General features: G+C 32.2%; 17 protein-coding genes. 8 read left to right on the plus strand and 9 right to left on the minus strand.

Features of this window, described 5'->3' with window-relative positions; genetic code table 11:
* Nucleotides 1–102 precede the first annotated feature (102 nt).
* Both NBRC110019_RS14095 and NBRC110019_RS14100 read left to right on the plus strand, forming a co-directional pair.
* Nucleotides 103–1,059 carry a FemAB family protein gene (locus NBRC110019_RS14095; RefSeq protein WP_281755904.1) on the plus strand — a complete coding sequence of 319 codons (957 nt, stop codon included), beginning with the start codon at nucleotides 103–105 and terminating at the stop codon, nucleotides 1,057–1,059.
* A complete protein-coding gene (locus NBRC110019_RS14100; RefSeq protein WP_281755905.1) occupies nucleotides 1,056–2,156 on the plus strand; it encodes a DegT/DnrJ/EryC1/StrS family aminotransferase in 1,101 nt (366 codons plus the stop codon). Before NBRC110019_RS14095 ends, NBRC110019_RS14100 begins: the two co-directional genes overlap by 4 nt.
* On the opposite strand, the gene NBRC110019_RS14105 is transcribed toward NBRC110019_RS14100, so the two are convergent.
* From NBRC110019_RS14105 to NBRC110019_RS14115, 3 genes are read right to left on the minus strand one after another with little or no spacing between them, the layout of a single operon-like run.
* Nucleotides 2,153–3,400 (minus strand): O-antigen translocase, encoded by a 1,248-nt coding sequence (locus NBRC110019_RS14105; RefSeq protein WP_281755907.1) that lies wholly within the window; start codon nucleotides 3,398–3,400, stop codon nucleotides 2,153–2,155. The two genes, NBRC110019_RS14100 and NBRC110019_RS14105, sit on opposite strands and share 4 nt — an antisense overlap.
* Nucleotides 3,401–4,333: a sulfotransferase domain-containing protein gene (locus NBRC110019_RS14110; protein ID WP_281755909.1), complete on the minus strand. Its 933-nt coding sequence runs from the start codon at nucleotides 4,331–4,333 to the stop codon at nucleotides 3,401–3,403.
* A gap of 5 nt (nucleotides 4,334–4,338) precedes the next feature.
* Nucleotides 4,339–5,487, minus strand: coding sequence for a glycosyltransferase (locus NBRC110019_RS14115; RefSeq protein ID WP_281755911.1), 1,149 nt, complete (start codon nucleotides 5,485–5,487; stop codon nucleotides 4,339–4,341).
* A 41-nt stretch (nucleotides 5,488–5,528) separates the two neighbouring features.
* Here NBRC110019_RS14115 and NBRC110019_RS14120 point away from each other — a divergent pair, with 41 nt between their 5' ends.
* On the plus strand, nucleotides 5,529–6,611 hold the full coding sequence (locus NBRC110019_RS14120) for a glycosyltransferase (RefSeq protein ID WP_281755913.1): 1,083 nt from the start codon (nucleotides 5,529–5,531) through the stop codon (nucleotides 6,609–6,611).
* A complete protein-coding gene (locus NBRC110019_RS14125; RefSeq protein WP_281755915.1) occupies nucleotides 6,612–7,022 on the plus strand; it encodes a sugar 3,4-ketoisomerase in 411 nt (136 codons plus the stop codon). It abuts the gene before it with no gap.
* Here the strand turns inward: NBRC110019_RS14125 and NBRC110019_RS14130 are convergent.
* From NBRC110019_RS14130 to NBRC110019_RS14140, 3 genes are read right to left on the minus strand one after another with little or no spacing between them, the layout of a single operon-like run.
* Nucleotides 7,019–7,969, minus strand: coding sequence for a glycosyltransferase family 2 protein (locus tag NBRC110019_RS14130; protein WP_281755917.1), 951 nt, complete (start codon nucleotides 7,967–7,969; stop codon nucleotides 7,019–7,021). The two genes, NBRC110019_RS14125 and NBRC110019_RS14130, sit on opposite strands and share 4 nt — an antisense overlap.
* An 18-nt stretch (nucleotides 7,970–7,987) precedes the next feature.
* A complete protein-coding gene (locus NBRC110019_RS14135; RefSeq protein WP_281755919.1) occupies nucleotides 7,988–8,983 on the minus strand; it encodes a glycosyltransferase family 2 protein in 996 nt (331 codons plus the stop codon).
* A gap of 38 nt (nucleotides 8,984–9,021) precedes the next feature.
* Complete coding sequence (locus NBRC110019_RS14140) at nucleotides 9,022–9,705, minus strand: cell division ATP-binding protein FtsE (RefSeq protein WP_281755921.1); 684 nt, start codon at nucleotides 9,703–9,705, stop codon at nucleotides 9,022–9,024.
* 217 nt (nucleotides 9,706–9,922) lie between these two features.
* Between NBRC110019_RS14140 and NBRC110019_RS14145 the strand changes: the two genes are divergently transcribed.
* Both NBRC110019_RS14145 and NBRC110019_RS14150 read left to right on the plus strand, forming a co-directional pair.
* A complete protein-coding gene (locus tag NBRC110019_RS14145) occupies nucleotides 9,923–12,970 on the plus strand; it encodes a tetratricopeptide repeat protein (RefSeq protein WP_281755923.1) in 3,048 nt (1,015 codons plus the stop codon).
* Between the two features lie 23 nt (nucleotides 12,971–12,993).
* On the plus strand, nucleotides 12,994–14,751 hold the full coding sequence (locus NBRC110019_RS14150) for a TonB-dependent receptor (RefSeq protein WP_281755925.1): 1,758 nt from the start codon (nucleotides 12,994–12,996) through the stop codon (nucleotides 14,749–14,751).
* A gap of 264 nt (nucleotides 14,752–15,015) precedes the next feature.
* On the opposite strand, the gene purB is transcribed toward NBRC110019_RS14150, so the two are convergent.
* Genes purB through NBRC110019_RS14165 form a run of 3 tightly spaced genes read right to left on the minus strand, consistent with a single transcriptional unit; the run spans nucleotide 15,016 to nucleotide 17,515 of the window.
* Entirely contained in the window at nucleotides 15,016–16,350 is a 1,335-nt protein-coding gene (purB, locus tag NBRC110019_RS14155; RefSeq protein ID WP_281755927.1) for an adenylosuccinate lyase, read from the minus strand.
* Nucleotides 16,351–16,406: 56 nt separating this feature from the next.
* Entirely contained in the window at nucleotides 16,407–16,970 is a 564-nt protein-coding gene (locus tag NBRC110019_RS14160) for an NUDIX domain-containing protein (protein ID WP_281755930.1), read from the minus strand.
* Entirely contained in the window at nucleotides 16,967–17,515 is a 549-nt protein-coding gene (locus NBRC110019_RS14165) for a HEAT-like fold family protein (protein ID WP_281755932.1), read from the minus strand. The genes NBRC110019_RS14160 and NBRC110019_RS14165 overlap by 4 nt, the downstream gene beginning before the upstream one ends.
* 108 nt (nucleotides 17,516–17,623) lie before the next feature.
* Here NBRC110019_RS14165 and NBRC110019_RS14170 point away from each other — a divergent pair, with 108 nt between their 5' ends.
* Nucleotides 17,624–18,094 (plus strand): heme-binding domain-containing protein, encoded by a 471-nt coding sequence (locus NBRC110019_RS14170; RefSeq protein ID WP_281755934.1) that lies wholly within the window; start codon nucleotides 17,624–17,626, stop codon nucleotides 18,092–18,094.
* A gap of 5 nt (nucleotides 18,095–18,099) precedes the next feature.
* Nucleotides 18,100–19,335 carry a glycosyltransferase gene (locus NBRC110019_RS14175; RefSeq protein ID WP_281755936.1) on the plus strand — a complete coding sequence of 412 codons (1,236 nt, stop codon included), beginning with the start codon at nucleotides 18,100–18,102 and terminating at the stop codon, nucleotides 19,333–19,335.
* Nucleotides 19,336–19,359 lie beyond the last annotated feature (24 nt).

Raw genomic sequence — 19,359 nt, forward strand, 5'->3', positions numbered from 1 at the left:
ACTAATAGTTAACTGTGTATACAAACACTTTGGGGTATTCTCCAAAGTGTTTTTTGTTTTATACCCTTTAAACAATTTGTATCTATTGCTTTTTAAATATATTTGTTACTACTAAATTCTACGGCTATTTATACTGTTGTTACATACACACCCAAGCATAAAGAGATTTGGAATGCTTTTATAACCAAAGCTAAAAATGCTACTTTTTTATTTCATAGAGATTTTATGGAGTATCATAGTGATAGGTTTACTGATTTTTCACTTTTAGTTTTTAAGGAAGAGAAGTTAATGGCTGTTTTACCTGCGAACATAAAAGATAGGGTAGTGTATTCACATCAGGGGTTAACCTATGGCGGATTGGTTGTTGAAGAGAAATTGGGGTTTGGCTATATCAATGATATTTTTGACGCTATAAAGGAGTTTTTAAAGGCTACCGGTATTGTAGAGCTAAGAGTAAAGCAACTACCCGAAATCTATCAAAAAAAGCCTTCTAATGAGTTGTATTATTTGCTTAGTAAAGGAAGTGTGTTAGATACTCAAATGGTGTTTGCAGTAGACTATAGTACGCCTTTACGTATTCATAAAACTAAGCAAAAGTATTTTAGACAAGGAGTACAGCAAGGCTTTGTAATTAAAAAAGAACAGGTTTTTGATGCGTTTTGGAACGACGTATTGGTTCCTAGATTACAATATAAACACAATGCTTCTCCAGTGCATACCCTTGCAGAGATCACCTTGTTACAATATAAATTTCCTGAAAATATTTATCAATACAATATTTATTTAGAAGAGGAGCTGCTTGCCGGTATTACCATTTTTGAAACCGATCAGGTGGTAAAATCACAATATGGAGCAACAACAGAAGCAGGAGAACGTATTAGGGCATTTGATTACTTATTTTTGTATGTAATTAACTCCTATAAAGACAAAAAGAAATACTTTTCTCAAGGTACGGCAACAGAATCTAATGAATTAGGATACAATCCGGGATTGGTAAAACAAAAGGAAGAACTAGGTTGTAGTATTTACTTACAACATATTTACAGTTATACGTTATGATAAAATTTCTTGATCTACATAAAATAAACGAACGCTTTGAAATGGATTTTCAAAAAGCGTTTAAAGACTTTTTGGATAGCGGCTATTATATACTTGGCAATAAGGTTGATGAGTTTGAAACAGCATTTGCCAATTATTGTGGAGTTGATTGTTGTGTAGGGGTAAGTACTGGGTTAGATGCTATTAGACTTATTTTAGAGGGATATAAGCATTTGGGAGTATTGAATGACGGAGATGAGGTAATAGTGCCTGCCAATACATTTATTGCTAGTTTGTTGGCTATTTCAGAAACTGGATTAGTGCCTGTTTTGGTAGAGCCAGATATAGCTACCTATAATTTAACTATAGCCAAAGTGATGGAGGCTATAACTCCGAAAACAAGAGTGTTATTACCAGTACATCTTTACGGACAATTGACGGATATGACTGCTTTAAAAGATTTAGCAGACGATTATAATCTATTGCTAATAGAAGATGCAGCACAGGCGCATGGAGCTGTAAATAATCATGGTAAAAAAGCAGGAAGTATAGGAGATGCTGCGGCGTTTAGTTTTTATCCGGCGAAGAACCTTGGAGCTTTAGGTGATGGGGGAGCGGTAACTACTAATAATACAGCGCTTGCTACTATAATAGCTAAATTGAGAAATTACGGTACATCTGCAAAATATACCAATCAATACAAAGGATTAAATGTACGTTTAGATGAAATACAAGCGGCTTTTTTAACGATTAAGTTGGCTAAGTTAGATGCAGATAATAAACGCAGACAAGAAATAGCTAAAACGTACTTACAAGAAATATCAAATTCGAAAATTACGTTGCCCTATTATTCAGGTTTACTAGATCATGTGTTTCATTTGTTTGTGATTCAATGCAAAGAGCGAGATGCGTTGCAAAAGTATTTGGAAACACATGGAGTTCAAACCTTAATACACTATCCAATTGCACCGCATAAACAAGCGGCTTATAAAGAGTTGAATAGCTTGAGTTTACCTATAGCTGAAAAACTACATGATACGGTTTTGAGCTTACCTATAAGCCCTGTAATGACTAATGATGAGGTACGAGCTGTTATTGCTGCTGTGAACAAATTTTAGAATCGTTTCCAAATAAGTTTTCTTTCAGATAAATTGAGCCAAATAAAATGTAGGGTGCATGTTATAAAATACCCCATGGTTGCACCTATTAATCCGTATAGGTTGATACATATATAGGTAGATAAACAGAAAGTTAGTCCCCATACAATTTGAAGTGTTACAAAAATTTTTGTTTTGGCTTTAGCAATTAAAATATTTCCTATCACCCAGCCATGAATCCTAATAATATCCCCAAATAATTGGTAAATAATAATAGAGTTGATTAGTAAAAATTCTTTTGAAAAAAGAGTTACTATAATAAAACCTTTGAATAGATAAATACTTACTGTCACAGCTAAAATGGTGGGTAAGATAATTTTCCAAACCTTAAAAAGTTCTTTTCTAATGGCACTACCTTCAAGGGTTGTAAATGTTGGTAAAATGTAGAATTTAAAGGAAGATATAAGAAAGGTATAATAGATAGTAGACATTCGCCAAAGGCTATCCCATATACCAGCTTCAAAATCACCTATATCGTTTATAATGAGTGTTCTTAAGAACAAAAGGGATAGGCTCATAGAAAGAATTCCAGAAAGTGACATTGATGAAAAGCCAACTAATTTTTTTATAATGGCTTTATCTGGTTTTAAGTGTATTAATGAAATACTTATAAGGCCATATTTTTTAATTGCTATAAGACTTAATATAAAAAATATAAGGTTGTTTATAGCAATCCCTATAACTAATCCGTTTAGTCCGTATAGGCGAACCATATAAATAGAAACTCCTCCCGAAATTACTGTAGCAATTAAAGAGATAATAGTGTAAACTTTAATTTGTTTTAACCCATTGAGGATGTTAAGTGCAAGATTGTAAAGAGCTAAAAAAATAATAGATAATGTTGTGATAACTAGTAGATAACTATAATCTTTATGTTCAAATAGTAGTGTATTGATATAGTTTTTTAAAATTAAAACGGTTAATCCTGATAGTATGCTACCAGCAATATGCAAAAATAGGGCAGTGCCAAGCAGTTTTTTATATGATTCTAAATCATCCTGATATTGTGAGGTATATTTTATAATTCCGTTTTCTACCCCTAATTGACTAATAGTAGTAATTAGCCCCAGAAAATCTTTAAACTGACCATAAATAGCAAAATTGGCCGGGCCAATAATAGCGGCAGCTTTATTTACTACAAGTTTTACCAAAATTACAATGGCATTTGTAAAAGCAGATATGTAAGATGTTTTAATAAAGTTCATTTAATGAAAATCTTTCCATTCGGTAAAAGTTCTGTTAAGCATCTTTTCTAATGTAGTCACCTCGTTACGATATAATTTTTTTAGCCATTGTTTTTCTTCAGGAGATATAGGTTGGTATTTTTTATCTGTCTTTAATAGGTTAAATACTTTCTCATTTAATAAGTATCGTATTTTATTTATAACAGCTACCGGCAACATATATTTAGCAAATTTGGTGAATTTATAATCACCCTTGGAAATTTTACGAGAAATATTATAGATACCAGAATGTTTTACTATAACCGTTTCATTGTTATTTACAGGTTCAATTATTTCTAAAGGTTCAAGATTTAAAAATTTAAAACAAGAATTTATCGTTTCTAAAGGATTTGTTTTTAGAGATTCTAAAGTTATAAAAAGGATGTTTTCTTTACCAAATTCTTTAATAAAGATATCAATCCATTGAGAGTAGATGCTGAACTGATAGTAATTTTTCGGCCAATCTGGGTAGGCTTCAAAAGAGGCGTTTTTGTCTTCAATAATAGCATTTCTAAAATTTCTACGTTCTCTACCCGAACCTTTACACCACCAGTAGTGGGAATAACTTCTGTCAATTGGGTTTCTTAGAATAATAATAAATTTAGGAGAAGTTTTAGCAATGCTCTTAATTCTAGGGATAAATAATTCAGGGAAAAATAAGCTACCGGTAGATGATTCACCTTTTATTTTTGTTGTCTTATTATCGAAATATGACTTGTAAGCATCAATATTCTCTTGTTTAAAAGCATTGAAATTGGTGTCTGTCCAAAAGTGTGGCTCTTTTCTGGTTGACATACAAATATTGGGATGCTTGTTTAGTAAATCGTGTAAAGAAGACGTTCCACATTTCGCAACTCCTGGAACAAACACATCTGGTACAAAATACTTTAGGTCTGTATTTCTTTCTATTTTCATATTGCTTAATTACTATTTTCCCAGGTGTTTATATACTTCTCTGCGACTTTAACACAGTCATGTTCTTGCTCAATAAACGCACGTGCGTTTTTTGATATCTCTAGAATTTTATCAGGGTTCTCAATAAGAAAGGATAGTTTTTTAGCCATTAGTTCTTCATTTGGGACAGCATGCACAGCAATGGTGTCTTCTTGTAATTTATAGTGATCTTGCCATTGCTTAGAAGCTCCTGTAAAAACAACTTTACCCTTAGCCATGGCTTCTAAAGCATTGTATCCTTGATCATAGGCATTCGCCTGATCTAATAAAATATGACAACTGTTGTATTTGGTAATATACTCGTTATAGGGTAAGCTTACAGCAGTTATAATTTCTACCTTGTCTTTATACTTTTTAGCAATGAGTTCTAATGCCTTTATAAAGTAGTTATTCCCTTTTTTGTGAATATTCAATTTATTGATACCATGAAAAATAATAATCTTGTTATCTATTATTGGAGGTGTATAATCAAACAATTGTAATCTTACAGGAAATGGAATTAAAAGTTCAACTTTAGGAAGTCCCTCATACGCCATTACATAATCATAATCTCCGGGGATGATTCCTTTTACATGTTGTATCACAAATTCATGCAATTTTTTAGAGTTCTTAGTTGTATAGAGTAAAGAGTGACTGTAATTAGTTTTTAACGCTTTCGGATTTTTAAGATATGCACTTAATACATGATGTGATAGGTCATTTTTTAAAAGATAGTTTATATACGTATAATCATCTCCGCAGGCGGAAAGAAACACATTTTTATTATGTTTAAAAATAAAGTCTAATATACGCTTCTCGGTATAATAATGTTTGGTTAGTGGTTGTTCGTTAATTAAAAAAACGACATCAAAATTCTTAAGACGATTAGATGCTTTTTTGAATAAATAAAAAACCTCCCAAACGCCCATGTCTATTTTAGTAAATTTGTGGATAGCTTTTCTTAATAGAAATGGAAAACCTTTGGAAGAAAATTCAGGTTCAAAAGATATGTCAACCGAATAATTTTTAAAACCATCTTTTCTACCAGCTAAAATAACATCATGACCTATAGTTGTTAATCCTTCTTTTAACGAATTAAAAAAACCACTATACTCCCCAAGAAGTAAAATCTTCATAAGATAACTGTATATTTGTGTGAAGATAATTGTTTCGCCTAATGCAGCAAAATATAAATAATAGAATATGTTTATTGGTAGATTGTTTGGCTACAGGTGGAGCAGAAAGAACCGCTGCAAATCTTTCTATTGAATTTTACAACTTAGGTTTTCAGGTTATAATAATCTCTTTATTAGATGAGGTTAATTATAATTATAAGGGAACACTCATTAATTTAGGAAAAAAAAGGGGGGGTAATAAAGTTATTCGCAATATAGCAAAGGGGGCTAGATTAAGTAGTATTCTTAAAAAACAAACGCCGGATTGTATTATAGACTTTAGGATGCGAAATAATTTGGTACGAGAGTTTTTGTTGTATCAATTTATATTTAGAAACTATGTGATGATTTACCGTATTAATAGCGCTAAGGTAGATTGGCATATACCTAAAGGAAGCTTTTTTAAGAAAGTCTATAGTAAGAGTAATGTAGTAGCTGTATCTAAAAGTATAGAAGGTGCTTTAAAAACAACCTTGGGCTTTTCTAATGTTTCTTATATCCCCAATTTTTTTAAAAAGTCTCAAAATACTACCTTTGATAGACCAAGTGATGTTCCTGAAGAGTATATACTAGCCGTTGGTAGCTTACGAAACAACATAAAACAATTTGACAAGCTTCTTGACATATATGCAGATAGTAAATTACCTGAAAAAGAAATTGCCTTGGTGGTTTTAGGAGAAGGTGAAGACTACGAGAGCTTACAGCAGCAAATAGCTGACTTAAACTTAAAAGAGAAGGTGCTGCTTTTGGGACGTAAAGAACAGATTGAAGGTTATGTAAAGCGTGCTCGTTTTTTAGTCTTGAGTAGTGCGTTAGAAGGGTTTCCTAATGTTATTCTGGAATCTTTATCATTAGGGACTCCGGTAGTTTCTTTTGATTGTGTATCGGGACCTTCGGAAATGATTATTGATAAAGAAAACGGATTGTTAGTTCAAAATCAGGATTTTGACGAACTCAGGAATGCTATAGATTTAATGGTAGAAGACACTAATTTATACCTTAAATGTAAAGCAAATACAGATATAACTTTAAGTGCTTTTTCTAAAGAAGTAGTACTACAAAAGTGGCTTGAAATTTTACAATAAATGAAAACAACAATAGACGATTTAAAGTTTATAGATATACCAAAAATAATTGATCATAGAGGGAATATTTCTGTTATAGAAAACGACGTCTTACCTTATGATATAAAAAGGGTTTATTATTTATATGATGTGCCTAGTGGAGCTGTTAGAGGAGGGCATGCGCATAAAAATTTATATCAATGCCTAATAGCGTTAAGTGGTAGTTTTGATGTGCTCTTAAACGATGGGGTAAATGAGATTAGGATAACTCTTAATAAACCTAATAAAGGCTTGTTAATACCTAATGCTATATGGAGAGAGTTAGAAGATTTCTCTTCAGGATCTGTATGTTTGGTATTGGCTTCTGATGTATATAAAGAAGAAGATTATATTAGAGACTTTCATGATTTTAAAAGTTATAAGGCCTATTAATACGTACTTACTTTTATATTCTGTTTCATTAAAAAGCGTTTTGTAGCTTTTATCATTTTTACTACAAATAACGGGCTTCTTACTAATAGGCGTTGTTTAGAATTTATGTTACTGAAGTTAATTTGTGCTATTAGTTTATTAGCTTCATGTTTGTTTCCTTCAAGGCGTAAGTTAGAGGCAAAACTATACCGTTGAAAGTCTAGATATTTTTGCAGAGAAGTGTTGTCTTTAGAATACTTATCGTAGCTACTAAAATCAGGATAATTTTTACCACTTATTTTAGAATATACCATTTGATTGGGGATATCGTTTCGGTAGGTAGCTAATGGTTTAAAGCAATAGGCTAATTTATATGTAGAAAAGGCCTTTATATAAAAATCAACATCTTCTGCATAATTTATATTGGTATCAAATAAATCTTCAGTAGTATCTAAAACAGATTTTTTAAAGGTTAAACTACTTTGGCAAATTATAGGTTGACCTAAATTGTATTTGAAAAAATCTTCAACTAAAAAAGAGGTGTTTTCCTTAGTAGTATCAACCGTTTTATTGGTTCGTAATTTACCAAAAGAATACTGTTCGTAATAGTCAGTTCCGTAAAAATCGGCTTCAGGAAATGAAGCTTGTAAGTTATAGATGGTAGAAAGAAAATTAGGTTCGTACAAATCATCTGCATCTAATAGGCAAATAATGGCACCTTTAGCATTTGTAATACCTGTATTTCTGCTCGCTGCAAGTCCTTTGTTATGGGGGTGGTGTATTAGTACAATACGATCGTCGTTAACTGTAGCAACTTGTTGCAAACTGTTGTCTGTACAGCAGTCATTAACTAAAACAATCTCAAAATTAGTATAATCTTGTTGCAAAACAGATTGCAATGTTTTAAGAATATATTTCTCTTTATTATATAGGGGGATAATAATGGAAAATAATGGCTGCTGCTGCATTAAAAAACAACTTTATGCCTAACCTTTGTTTAGTTTGTTAGACTTATTCATCTGATAACAAAAATAACTTGTTTTATAAATATCAAAAATAAATAGAGATGGTTTCTTAGAAGTAAGGTTCTTTTCCATAGAATTTTTAAACATGGAATGAAAAATGTCCATTAAAAAACTTACTTTTAAAAGCCTTAGTTTAGCATACACGTTACCCAATCTACTCTCTTTAATATCCATAAAGTCAGATTTATGCAAGTAAACTAAGTTTTTCATAGCCCTTTTAGTCTTATCTAAATAGTCTACAGAGTAATCTTCGTTTAAATGATAGATCTCGTTTGAAATATGGTGGATTTTAATTCCTTTTTGTTTTAAGTTTCTTATAAATAGGTAATCTTCGTAGCCATATTGTGTTAAAGAAGATTCAAATTGAATATAATTGAAAATGCTTTTCTTGATTAAAATATTTGAGGTAAACGTAGTAGCGTACGGATCTTTTAAACGTTGTTCAAGTGTAAATGCTTCACGATAAATACCGAATAACCAACGAAGATTCTGGTCTTTTGTAATGGTTGGCATATACTCCCAGCCACCAAAAATAACTTCGTTACCTTCTTGAATGGAGTTCAAGTATCTCTGGAAAAAGCTTACATTTTTTGGCAATACATCACAGTCAAGAATAAGCAGGTAATCTTTACTGGCTTTTTGAGCCATGTAGTTTATGGTCTGAGAACGTCCTTTATTCTTTTTAGATTTGTAATAGATACAATTAGGAATATCTTCTATTCGTTTGTTTTTATCAAGGTACATAGAAGAACCATCCTCACAGCATATAATTTCTACATCAATGCGCTCATCTAAATGATATTGATGCAATGTTTTAATTAAATCATATGCATTGTGGTTATATATAGGTATTAAAATTGAAATGCTTACAAAAGGTTCTGTTATTTTAAGAGGAATTACTTTAGATTCTCTTGCTCCACCTTTTTGTATTACAGTCTGTTGGTTGGCTAAAATCATTGCTTTTTGATTTAGTTAATCTGATAGTTTTAGAGTTATTATGCACTTTTTTGAACTACTTCAAAAACCTTGCTTCCGTCACATTTAAGGGTTTTAGACGGATACTTAAGTAATAAGGCATAATCATGTGTAGCCATAAGTATGCTTTGTCCATTGGCATTAATATCTCGTAAAACTTTCATAACTTCTACACTTGTTTGAGGATCTAAATTTCCTGTTGGTTCATCGGCAAGTATTAACTCAGGGTCGTTTAATAAAGCTCTTGCAATAGCCACCCTTTGTTGTTCACCACCTGAAATTTGATGTGGAAATTTAAAACCTTTAGTTTTCATATCTACTTTTTCTAAAACTTCATCAATACGTTTAGAAATTTCGTTTTTGTCTTTCCAACCGGTAGCTTTTAATACGAAAAATAAGTTATCTTGAATGGTTCGATCGGGGAGCAGTTTGAAATCCTGGAAAACGATACCAATCTTTCTTCTAAGAAAAGGTATTTCTTTTTCCTTAAGGGTTCTTAAATCGAAACCAACTATTGAGCCGGAACCTTGTGTGAGGGGAAGGTCACCGTATAAAGTTTTCATGAAACTACTTTTTCCACTTCCAGTTTTACCAATTAAATAGACAAATTCGCCTTTATTAATTGCTAAATTAATATCAGAAAGTACAAGACTTTCCTTTTGGAAAATGGAAACATTGTTGAGTTCTACAATCAATTCACTCATGCTTAAGGTTGGAGTAATGGATATAATATTCTGTAAAGGTACTAACTTAGTTAATTAATTAAAAGATGAACGTAAGTAATTATGACATATTGTATAAATCATGTTAAAAAATCAATTTTTTTTAGGGAAGTATTAACATAATTATTACAACTTTATTTCGTTCTATGCATATGGATATATTTATCTTTGTACGAATCCTATCAAAAATACATTTTAAATGAATAAATATTGTGTCATTTTTCTGCTTTTATGCGGTTCTGTAATGCCTTGTTTTGTTAATGCACAACAATCTGCTGTGTATGTCAATGACCTTAAGGAATATAGAGATGCGGTGTATTTGTATAATAACAAGCAATACCAAGCCGCTCAAAGTATTTTTCAACAAGTTAAAAAGACTACCGATAATAATGAGGTAGAAGCCAATTGTACGTATTACATAGCTAATTGTGCTGTTCGCTTAAATCAATTGGGAGCAGATGCTCTTATGGAGGATTTTGTAACTCAATATCCGATGTCTACTAAAAGAAATTCGGCATATAAAGATGTTGCAGATTATTATTTTGAACAGGGAAAATATGCTTATGCGTTAAAATGGTACGAAAAAGTAGATGTTTCTAATTTGAGTTATGCAGAGAAAGAACGTTACTACTTCTATTCAGGATATGCATTTTTTACTGCTAAAAGGTACGATAAAGCAAGAGGGTTTTTTGAGAAAGTTTCTGATTCTGAAACCTATGGCTCTCAGGCAAAATATTACATTGGTTATATGGCCTATGAGGGAGATGACTACAATCAGGCAATGGATGTTTTTAACCAGATTGAAGGTAGTAAACAATTAGATGAAAAACTTGCTTATTACAAAGCTGATATGAATTTTAAGCTTGGTAAGTTTGAATTGGCATTAAAACAGGCCTTAGAGCAATTAGAAAAAACAAGAGACAGAGAAGAGGTTTCTGAATTACATAAGATAGCCGGCGAGAGTTTGTTTAATCTTAAGCGATATGAAGAGGCAATACCACATTTATCTGCTTATAAAGGAAAAAAGGGTAAATGGAATAATACCGATTATTATATGTTAGGGTATGCGTATTACCAGAAGCAAGACTATGAAAGTGCTATTGGGCAGTTTAATAAAATTGTTGATGGTAAAAATAAAGTTGCTCAAAATGCTTATTATCATTTAGCACAATGTTATTTAAGTACCGATAAAAAATTGCAGGCTTTAAATGCATTTAGAAATGCATATCAAATGGAGTTTGATGATGAAATTCGTCAAGATGCAATGTTTAACTATGCTAAACTTAGTTATGATGTAGGGAATCCATACGAGAGTGTTCCTGCAGTTTTGTTATCATATTTAGATACATACCCTGATGCCGGACATAAAGAAGAAATAGAATCTTTATTGGTAGATTCTTATATAACCTCTAAAAATTATGATGCAGCACTTCAGTTATTAGAAAAAAATAGAAATTATAGTAGTAAGGAAACCTACCAAAAAGTAGCGTTTTATAGAGGAGTTGAAATTTTTAATGAAGGAGATTATAAGAATGCAATGGCTTACTTTGATAAATCGCTAAAACAACCTCAGAATGCGGTATATAATGCCCGTGCTACCTATTGGAAAGCAGAGTGTAATTATTTGTTAAGTAATTACGAAGATGCTCTTATAGGATTTAAACGGTTTGAAACGTATAATACTGCTGGTTTAAGAGAGAACGCCAATATAGATTACAATATAGCGTATACATATTTTAAGCAAAAGAAATATGATCAAGCGATAAACTACTATCAGAAATTTATAAATAGTACTTCAGATAATCATTATTTAAATGATGCCTATTTAAGATTGGGAGATAGTTACTTTGTAACCAGAAAGTACTGGCCTGCCATGGAAACCTATAATAAAGCGATTACCTTAAACGGAGTAGATGCTGATTATGCTGCTTTTCAGAAAGCAATTAGTTATGGTTTTGTAGATAGAAGTGAACGCAAGATTGAAGACCTTGAAAAATTTGTTGCCACTTTTAAAAATTCAGCTTATACAGATGATGCCCTTTTTGAATTAGGTAAAGTTTATATAGAACAAGGGAAAAATCAGAAAGGAATTAAGGCGTATGATAAACTAGTAACCGAACATAAAAATAGTTCATACGCACCTAAAGCTTTATTGAGAGAGGGATTGGCATTATACAATTCTAATCAGAATGAGTTGGCAATGATAAAACTTAAAAAAGTAGTTTCAGATTTTCCTAAGACGCAAGAGTCTATAGAGGCTGCAGGTACTATTAAGCAATTATATAGTGAACAAGGACAAATTGACGCCTATGCAGCGTGGGTGCAACAATATGATTTTATTCAGGTAACTAATGCTGATCTTGATAATGCTACGTATGAGTACGCCGAAACTCAGTTTGTACAAAATAAGAATGAAAAAGCAATTAAAGGCTTTGAAGAGTATTTGAATAAATTCCCTAATGGACTTCATGTAACGAATGCACATTTTTATTTAGCACAATTGTTATATGGTAAAGACGATAAAGTAGGAGCTAAACCACATTATGAAGCTGTAATAGGAATGGAACGAAATGAGTTTACGGAACAAGCACTAAGCAGATTGTCTTCTATTTATCTTGAAAATAAAAATTATGACGCTGCTATACCGGTACTTAAACGTTTAGAAACAGAGGCAGATTATCCACAAAATGTTAGTTATGCACAATCTAATTTAATGAAGGCATATTACGAGCTAAACGATTATGAGGCTACAATTGCGTATGCAGAAAAAGTGTTAGCTAATCCTAAGATTGACGATCGTATTACAAGTGATGCCAAGATAATGATTGCACGCTCTGCGATGAAAACAGGAGATGAAGCAAGAGCAAAACAAGCGTATGCAGATGTACAAAAAATTGCTACGGGAGCTTTAGCCGCCGAAGCTAATTATTATGATGTATACTTTAAAAATAAAGAAGGAGATTATGTAGCATCTCATGAGGCATTTAAAAATTTTGCTAAAAACTATGGTGGATATAAAGAGTTTACCGGTAAAGTTCTTATTGTTGAAGCTAAGAATTATTATGCAGAGAAAGATTCTTTTAATGCTACTTACATGCTAAATCATGTTATAGAAAAGTATGAGGCGTATCCGAATATAGTTTCTGAAGCGCAAGTGTTATTATCTCAAATAAAAACTGAGGAGGCTAAGACAAATGCTTCAGTAGAAGTAAAAGAACAGCCAACTAACACAGAACAAGGTAAATAAAAAATAATATAAGATTTAAACGTATGCGAAAGCACATTATATATAGTATAGCAATAACTATTTTGTCTGTTACCAGTGTACTGGCACAAGACAAGGATAAAGTACAGGAAAAAGAAAAAGATTCTGTTTTAGGTACGCAAACGGTCCATGTAGTACAAGCATATGACCCTTCGGTATCTGATGCATTTAAAATTAAGGGGAATCCTTCATTAGATGATTCGGTTACAAATGCGAAGAAAATTATTCAGTATACTATTTTCTCGGTTCCGGTGGCGTCTACTTTTACACCTGCAAAAGGGAAGGCTAGTGGTATAGAAAAAACAACACCTGAGAAACTATATAATTCATACGCTTCTTTAGGTTTAGGGAATTATATAAATGTATTGGCTGACTTTTATACCAGTAGAGCATTAAGTAGAAACGAAACGTTAGATATTGGGTTTAATCATCATTCATCTCAAGGTGGTATTAATGATGTAGAGCTTGATGATAAATTTTTTAATACCAAGTTAAATGCTGTTTATTATAAAAGAGATAAGTATATGAGTTGGGGAGCTAATTTTGCTGCTCAGCATCAACTATATAATTGGTATGGTATAAATAATGAATTATTTACAGATGATCAAATAGCAGCGATTGATGAAAAACAATCCTATCTTGATTTTGAGTTGGGAGGTAATGTAGCGTTTAATGAAGGGTATGTAAAAGGTGGAGATGTACTTATAAGGAATTTTAGCGATGGTTTATCGTCAGGGGAAACTAATGTAGTATTAAAACCATCATTTGTGTTTCCGTTTAGAGATGAAGTTATTACAACAAATGTGTCTATCAATTATTTATCTGGGAAATATGATAGAAATTATTTAACAGAAGAAGAGCTTAAATATGCAAATGTGCAGTTTGGTATAAACCCAAGTATTAATTTAATGGTTAATGAGGATATAGCTATTGAAGCAGGGGCTACTTTAGCTTATATGATGGATACTGAAAATAGCGAAAGCAAGTTTTATGTGTATCCTAATGTAAAAGCAAGCTATAGAATATTAGATGAGTTTGTAACTGCATATGCAGGTGCAGAGGGTAAGCTAATACAAAATACATATCATGATTTTGTTGCAGATAATCCTTTTGTTTCTCCTACATTGCTAATAACTCCTTCTAGTCAGCAGTTTGATATTTACGCTGGTTTAAAAGGAAAGTTTTTACCAACAGTTAGTTATGATTTAAAAGGATCTTTTAATAGTACAGACGACTATGCGTTCTTTACTTCTAATACCAATATGGAAACTTTTTCTGATATTGAAGGGTATATGTATGGTAACTCTTTTGGAGTAACCTATGATAAATTAAATACCATAGCTGTGAGTGGAGAGGTAAATGTTGAGGTTTCTAATAAGTTTTCTATTGGTGCAAATGCAGCATATTTTAATTATTCACCAGAAAATTTAGATGAGGCGTACAATTTACCTTCTATTAAAGGAACCTTGTTTTCAGATTTTACTATAGGCGATAAATGGTTTGGTGGTGCTTCTGTTTACTTTGTAGGTGAGCGTAAAGATTTATTAAGTAGGTATGTTTCTTCTACAGATTTGACAGTTGAAGAAGTAACCCTTGATAGCTATTTTGATATCAACTTTAATTTGGGGTATAAGTTTACCGATAAGCTATCTGCTTTTGCAAAACTTAATAATATAGCTAATAACGATTATCAGCGTTGGGCTAATTATAAAGTACAAGGATTCCAGGTGGTACTTGGAGCTAGCTATAAGTTCGATTTTTAAGAAACAAATTGATTAACTATAGAATGCCCGGTTTTAACAGGGCATTTTTTGTTTATGTATGTATCTTATGTTTAGAAAGTGTAACTTTTTCTTGTATACACTATTTACTCAATAATTGAGTTTAAATGCTCCGAGACTTGTGTCGAAATAGTTTACTAAAAGAATGCATCAAGTACTAAAATGGAGATACATATCTTTAGGAATGATACAAAAAATGGCTACTGGTTTAGGTAGCCATTTTTATTATGTATAATATTCTTTATTTTAAATACCTGTGTAGTTTAAAGGGGTAATAGCTTTTAATTCAGCCTTAATAGCATCGCTAACCTCTAATGTGTCGATAAAATCAGCAATTGATTTTTGAGTGATTTTTTCATTAGTACGAGTTAACCCTTTAAGTGCTTCGTATGGATTAGGATACGCTTCACGTCTTAAAATGGTTTGAATAGCTTCGGCTACTACTGCCCAATTTTTTTCTAAATCTTCAGCTAATTTAGCTTCGTTTAGTAGTAATTTATTTAAACCTTTTAAGGTAGATTGTAAGCCGATAAGTGTATGACCAAATGGAACACCAACATTTCTTAAAACAGTACTATCTGTTAAGTCGCGTTGCAATCTTGATATTGGTAATTTACCTGCTAAGAATTCAAAAATGGCATTTGCAATTCCTAAGTTCCCTTCCGAGTTTTCAAAATCAATCGGATTTACTTTATGCGGCATAGCCGAAGAACCAACTTCTCCTGCTTTAATTTTTTGCTTAAAGTAATCCATAGATACATATGTCCAGATATCTCTATCTAAGTCAATGAGAATTGTGTTTATTCTTTTTAAGGCATCAAATAAAGCAGCAATATGATCATAATGTTCTATTTGGGTTGTAGGGAATGAGTGGTATAAACCTAATTTCTTTTCTACAAATTCAGAACCAAAGGCTTTCCAGTCAATTGCAGGATAGGCTACTTTATGCGCATTGTAATTACCCGTAGCACCACCAAATTTTGCTGCAAAAGGTATTTGCATCAAAAAGTTATATTGTTCTTCAATACGCTTTATAAAAACCTCAATTTCTTTTCCTAAACGAGTAGGGGAAGCTGGTTGCCCATGGGTTTTAGCGAGCATAGGAATTTCTTTCCAATCAGAAGCCAATTCTTCTAATTTATTGGTAACACTTTTAAGTTCTGGGATATAAACTGTTTCAAAAGCCTCCATTACAGATAATGGAATAGCTGTGTTATTTATATCCTGAGATGTTAAACCAAAATGTATAAATTCTTTATAGGCTTGAAGACCTAATTTGTCAAATTCTTTTTTAATAAAATATTCAACCGCTTTAACGTCGTGGTTGGTTACACTTTCTATCTCTTTAACAGCTTCTGCGTCTGCACTAGAAAAATCTAGATATATTTTGCGTAATGAGTCGAATAATGTGGTAGGAACATCAGCCAATTGCGGTAAAGGTATTTCACATAAAGCAATGAAATACTCAATTTCTACCTGTACTCGGTACTTGATTAGAGCTTCTTCTGAAAAATAAGCACTTAAGGCTTTGGTTTTACTGTAATAACGCCCATCTATAGGAGAAATAGCTTGTAATGACATGGTGTTTAGTTTTTTAAAGGTGCAAAGATACTTTATCTATACTAATATAAAAGGGATTATACTTCTTTGTTTAGGAAATACCACTGAAAGCCTATCATCGTTTTAAAATCATTGACGGTTCTCATAAATTCTTTCGCTTCACTAACAGGAACTTTTATAAGCTCAATATCTTCATGTTCTGTATCAAGGCCACCTCCTGTGGCAATTTTATCATTGGATGTCACCTCTGCAAAGTACATATAAACTCTTTCGGTAGAACTTCCTGGAGAAGAGTAATAAGTACCTATTTGGGTTACTTCTTTAATTTCATATCCTAATTCTTCCATGGTTTCTCTTTTAGCAGTATCTTCTGGTTTTTCGCCTTTATCTACCATGCCTGCCGGTATTTCAGTCATCCAAGAATCTCCGTTAATGGAAGTAGGGTATCTAAATTGTTTCGTAAGAAGAAAAGAGTTAGAGTCTTTTTCATAAATTAAAATAGCTATAGCATCACCATGAGCTAATGTCTCTCTAGTAAATGTTACTGTATCTTTATTGTAAGATGATCGTTCTATACTGGCTTTTCTAATTTTTAAATAGTCTTTGTAAACATTTTCTTCTTTTACAATTTTGTAGCTCATAGGTGCATTTTTTTAAGTATGTCTTTGGCTGCAGCCTTATATGCAGGGCTGTGTGCAGCAATATTTTGTTCTAATATTAATTTAAGCTCGGGATGTACCCAATCGTAGTTTTTACCAAGTAAGAATAGAATACGCATGCAATAGCACTTAATAGCTACTTTCTCATCTCCAATTAACCAATCAAAACTCATTTCTATTATTTGTTGCTCTTGCGATTTATTTAAGTACTTTGTAATGCTATTATCTTTTTTTAATTTCTCTAGTAATACCAACAAAATACGACTTAAAGGACGTTTTATACTATCGTGTGTTACCCTGGGCAAATGCTCAATATAATAATCGCAATACGGCTCTAAAAGCGCTATTTTTTCTTTACATACAAATTCAAAAACCCAGCTGGCTTTAGTAGCCATTTTTTTATCGGATGAAAAACATAGGATTGATAGCTCCTCAAAAAGCTCGGGGTGCTTAAGAATATACAATGCATTATTGTATCTACTTACTCTTGCTGCTGTAACTTGTTCTAATTGTTCCTGTAAATTCATTAGGCTAAAATTACAAAGGGCTTTTGTAAACTTAAACACTTTTTTTAATTATTTCTTAAGGATTTAATTTGAAAGGTTTTCATAATTTTAGCAATCAAAACAGAAATCATGGGAAAAAAGATACTAATTGGAATTGTTGTAGTGTTTATTGTAATGCAATTTATTCAACCAGCTAAAAATACATCTAATGAAATACCTAGAACCGATTTTATAGTGATGAATACACCTCCATCTGAGGTAGCCACTATACTTAAAACGTCCTGCTATGATTGTCATTCAAATAATACCAATTACCCTTGGTATGGTAGTGTGGCACCTGTATCCTATATTTTAGCAAATCATGTAAATGATGGGAAAAAACATTTAGATTTTTCAAGATGGGGCACCTATAATCAACGTCAAAAAGAGCATATTTTAGAGGAAATAAGAGAAGAGGTAGAAGAACGTCATATGCCTTTAACTTCTTATATAAACATGCATGAAGAGGCAGCTATGACGAATGATGAGATTAAAACAATAATAGATTGGATTGATACAAGTTTAAGTATGACCAAACTTTATAATGAACCGGTTCAATAGTATTAATGCAAAAAAAAGTACTTGTAATAGGTAGTGTATGGCCCGAACCTAAAAGTTCTGCTGCCGGTAGTAGGATGCTACAATTATTGTCGGTTTTTCAAAAGGGTGGTTTTTCAATTACTTTTGTTAGTAGTTGTGTGAAAACCGAAAATGCCGTTAATCTTGAAGAGCTCCATATTAAAACTACTACTGTAGAACTTAATAATAGCAGTTTTGATGCCTTTATAAAGGAGTTACAACCTGATATTGTAGTTTTTGATCGGTTTATGATGGAAGAACAATATGGTTGGCGAGTTGCTGAAATAGTACCTAGTGCGATACGGATTTTAGATACCGAAGATCTACATTGTTTACGGAAAGGTAGGGGAGAGGCGCTGAAAACAAATGAGGTGTTTTCTAAAAAACATTTGTTTAATGACGTAGCAAAAAGAGAAATAGCCTCTATTTATAGATGCGATATTACCTTAATAATTTCAGAATATGAAATGGAGCTTTTGCAAGACACATTTAAAGTTCCTGCGATGTTATTGTATTACTTACCTTTTTTAGTTTTTGTTGATAAAAAGCAAATGCAGGCTTTACCAATGTATTCTGATAGAAAAGATTTTGTAACTATTGGAAGCTTTCTACATGAACCCAACTATGATGCTGTATTGTATTTAAAAAAACATATTTGGCCGCTTTTACGAAAACAAGTACCCAATGCGTCTTTATATATTTATGGATCTTACGAAAGTCAAAAGGTTACTCAGTTAACTAATAAAGCGGAGCGTTTTTATATAAAAGGCTTTGCGGAAGACGCTGGAGAGGTAATGCAAAACGCAAGAGTTTGTTTGGCTTCTTTAAGGTTCGGAGCCGGATTAAAAGGAAAGTTAATGGATGCGATGCAGTATAGAACTCCTTGTGTAATGACAAGCATTGCTTCAGAAGGAATATTTGCAGCATTACCGCCTAATGGTTTTATAGCCGATGATGTAAATAAATTTGTAGAAAAGGCAACATCTCTATATTTAAATGAAGGTATTTGGAATGATAGTGTGCAACATGGTGAAGAAGTACTTCGAAAAAGATTTGATTACCATCTATTCGCAGACGAGTTTTTAAGTAGTATAGAAACATTAGGAAAAGAACTTTCAGCTCACCGATTAGAGAATTTTACAGGAAGTATGCTAGCCCACCATACTATGCGCAGTACAATGTACATGAGTAAATGGATTGAGGCTAAGAACAGTTTGCAATAAGTTGCTTTAAGGTATCTAGTAAAT

The sequence above is a fragment of the Neptunitalea chrysea genome, assembly GCF_027924145.1.
GTDB lineage: Bacteria > Bacteroidota > Bacteroidia > Flavobacteriales > Flavobacteriaceae > Neptunitalea > Neptunitalea chrysea.

Bases quoted from the DNA above. Each gene is read 5' to 3' on its own strand.
- NBRC110019_RS14165 (WP_281755932.1), bottom strand. From the start codon at position 17,515: ATGAATTTACAGGAACAATTAGAACAAGTTACAGCAGCAAGAGTAAGT.
- NBRC110019_RS14175 (WP_281755936.1), top strand. From the start codon at position 18,100: ATGCAAAAAAAAGTACTTGTAATAGGTAGTGTATGGCCCGAACCTAAA.
- NBRC110019_RS14125 (WP_281755915.1), top strand. From the start codon at position 6,612: ATGAAAACAACAATAGACGATTTAAAGTTTATAGATATACCAAAAATA.
- NBRC110019_RS14110 (WP_281755909.1), bottom strand. From the start codon at position 4,333: ATGAAAATAGAAAGAAATACAGACCTAAAGTATTTTGTACCAGATGTG.
- NBRC110019_RS14130 (WP_281755917.1), bottom strand. From the start codon at position 7,969: ATGCAGCAGCAGCCATTATTTTCCATTATTATCCCCCTATATAATAAA.
- NBRC110019_RS14150 (WP_281755925.1), top strand. From the start codon at position 12,994: ATGCGAAAGCACATTATATATAGTATAGCAATAACTATTTTGTCTGTT.
- purB (WP_281755927.1), bottom strand. From the start codon at position 16,350: ATGTCATTACAAGCTATTTCTCCTATAGATGGGCGTTATTACAGTAAA.
- NBRC110019_RS14115 (WP_281755911.1), bottom strand. From the start codon at position 5,487: ATGAAGATTTTACTTCTTGGGGAGTATAGTGGTTTTTTTAATTCGTTA.
- NBRC110019_RS14105 (WP_281755907.1), bottom strand. From the start codon at position 3,400: ATGAACTTTATTAAAACATCTTACATATCTGCTTTTACAAATGCCATT.
- NBRC110019_RS14160 (WP_281755930.1), bottom strand. From the start codon at position 16,970: ATGAGCTACAAAATTGTAAAAGAAGAAAATGTTTACAAAGACTATTTA.
- NBRC110019_RS14100 (WP_281755905.1), top strand. From the start codon at position 1,056: ATGATAAAATTTCTTGATCTACATAAAATAAACGAACGCTTTGAAATG.
- NBRC110019_RS14120 (WP_281755913.1), top strand. From the start codon at position 5,529: ATGCAGCAAAATATAAATAATAGAATATGTTTATTGGTAGATTGTTTG.
- NBRC110019_RS14140 (WP_281755921.1), bottom strand. From the start codon at position 9,705: ATGAGTGAATTGATTGTAGAACTCAACAATGTTTCCATTTTCCAAAAG.
- NBRC110019_RS14135 (WP_281755919.1), bottom strand. From the start codon at position 8,983: ATGATTTTAGCCAACCAACAGACTGTAATACAAAAAGGTGGAGCAAGA.
- NBRC110019_RS14170 (WP_281755934.1), top strand. From the start codon at position 17,624: ATGGGAAAAAAGATACTAATTGGAATTGTTGTAGTGTTTATTGTAATG.
- NBRC110019_RS14145 (WP_281755923.1), top strand. From the start codon at position 9,923: ATGAATAAATATTGTGTCATTTTTCTGCTTTTATGCGGTTCTGTAATG.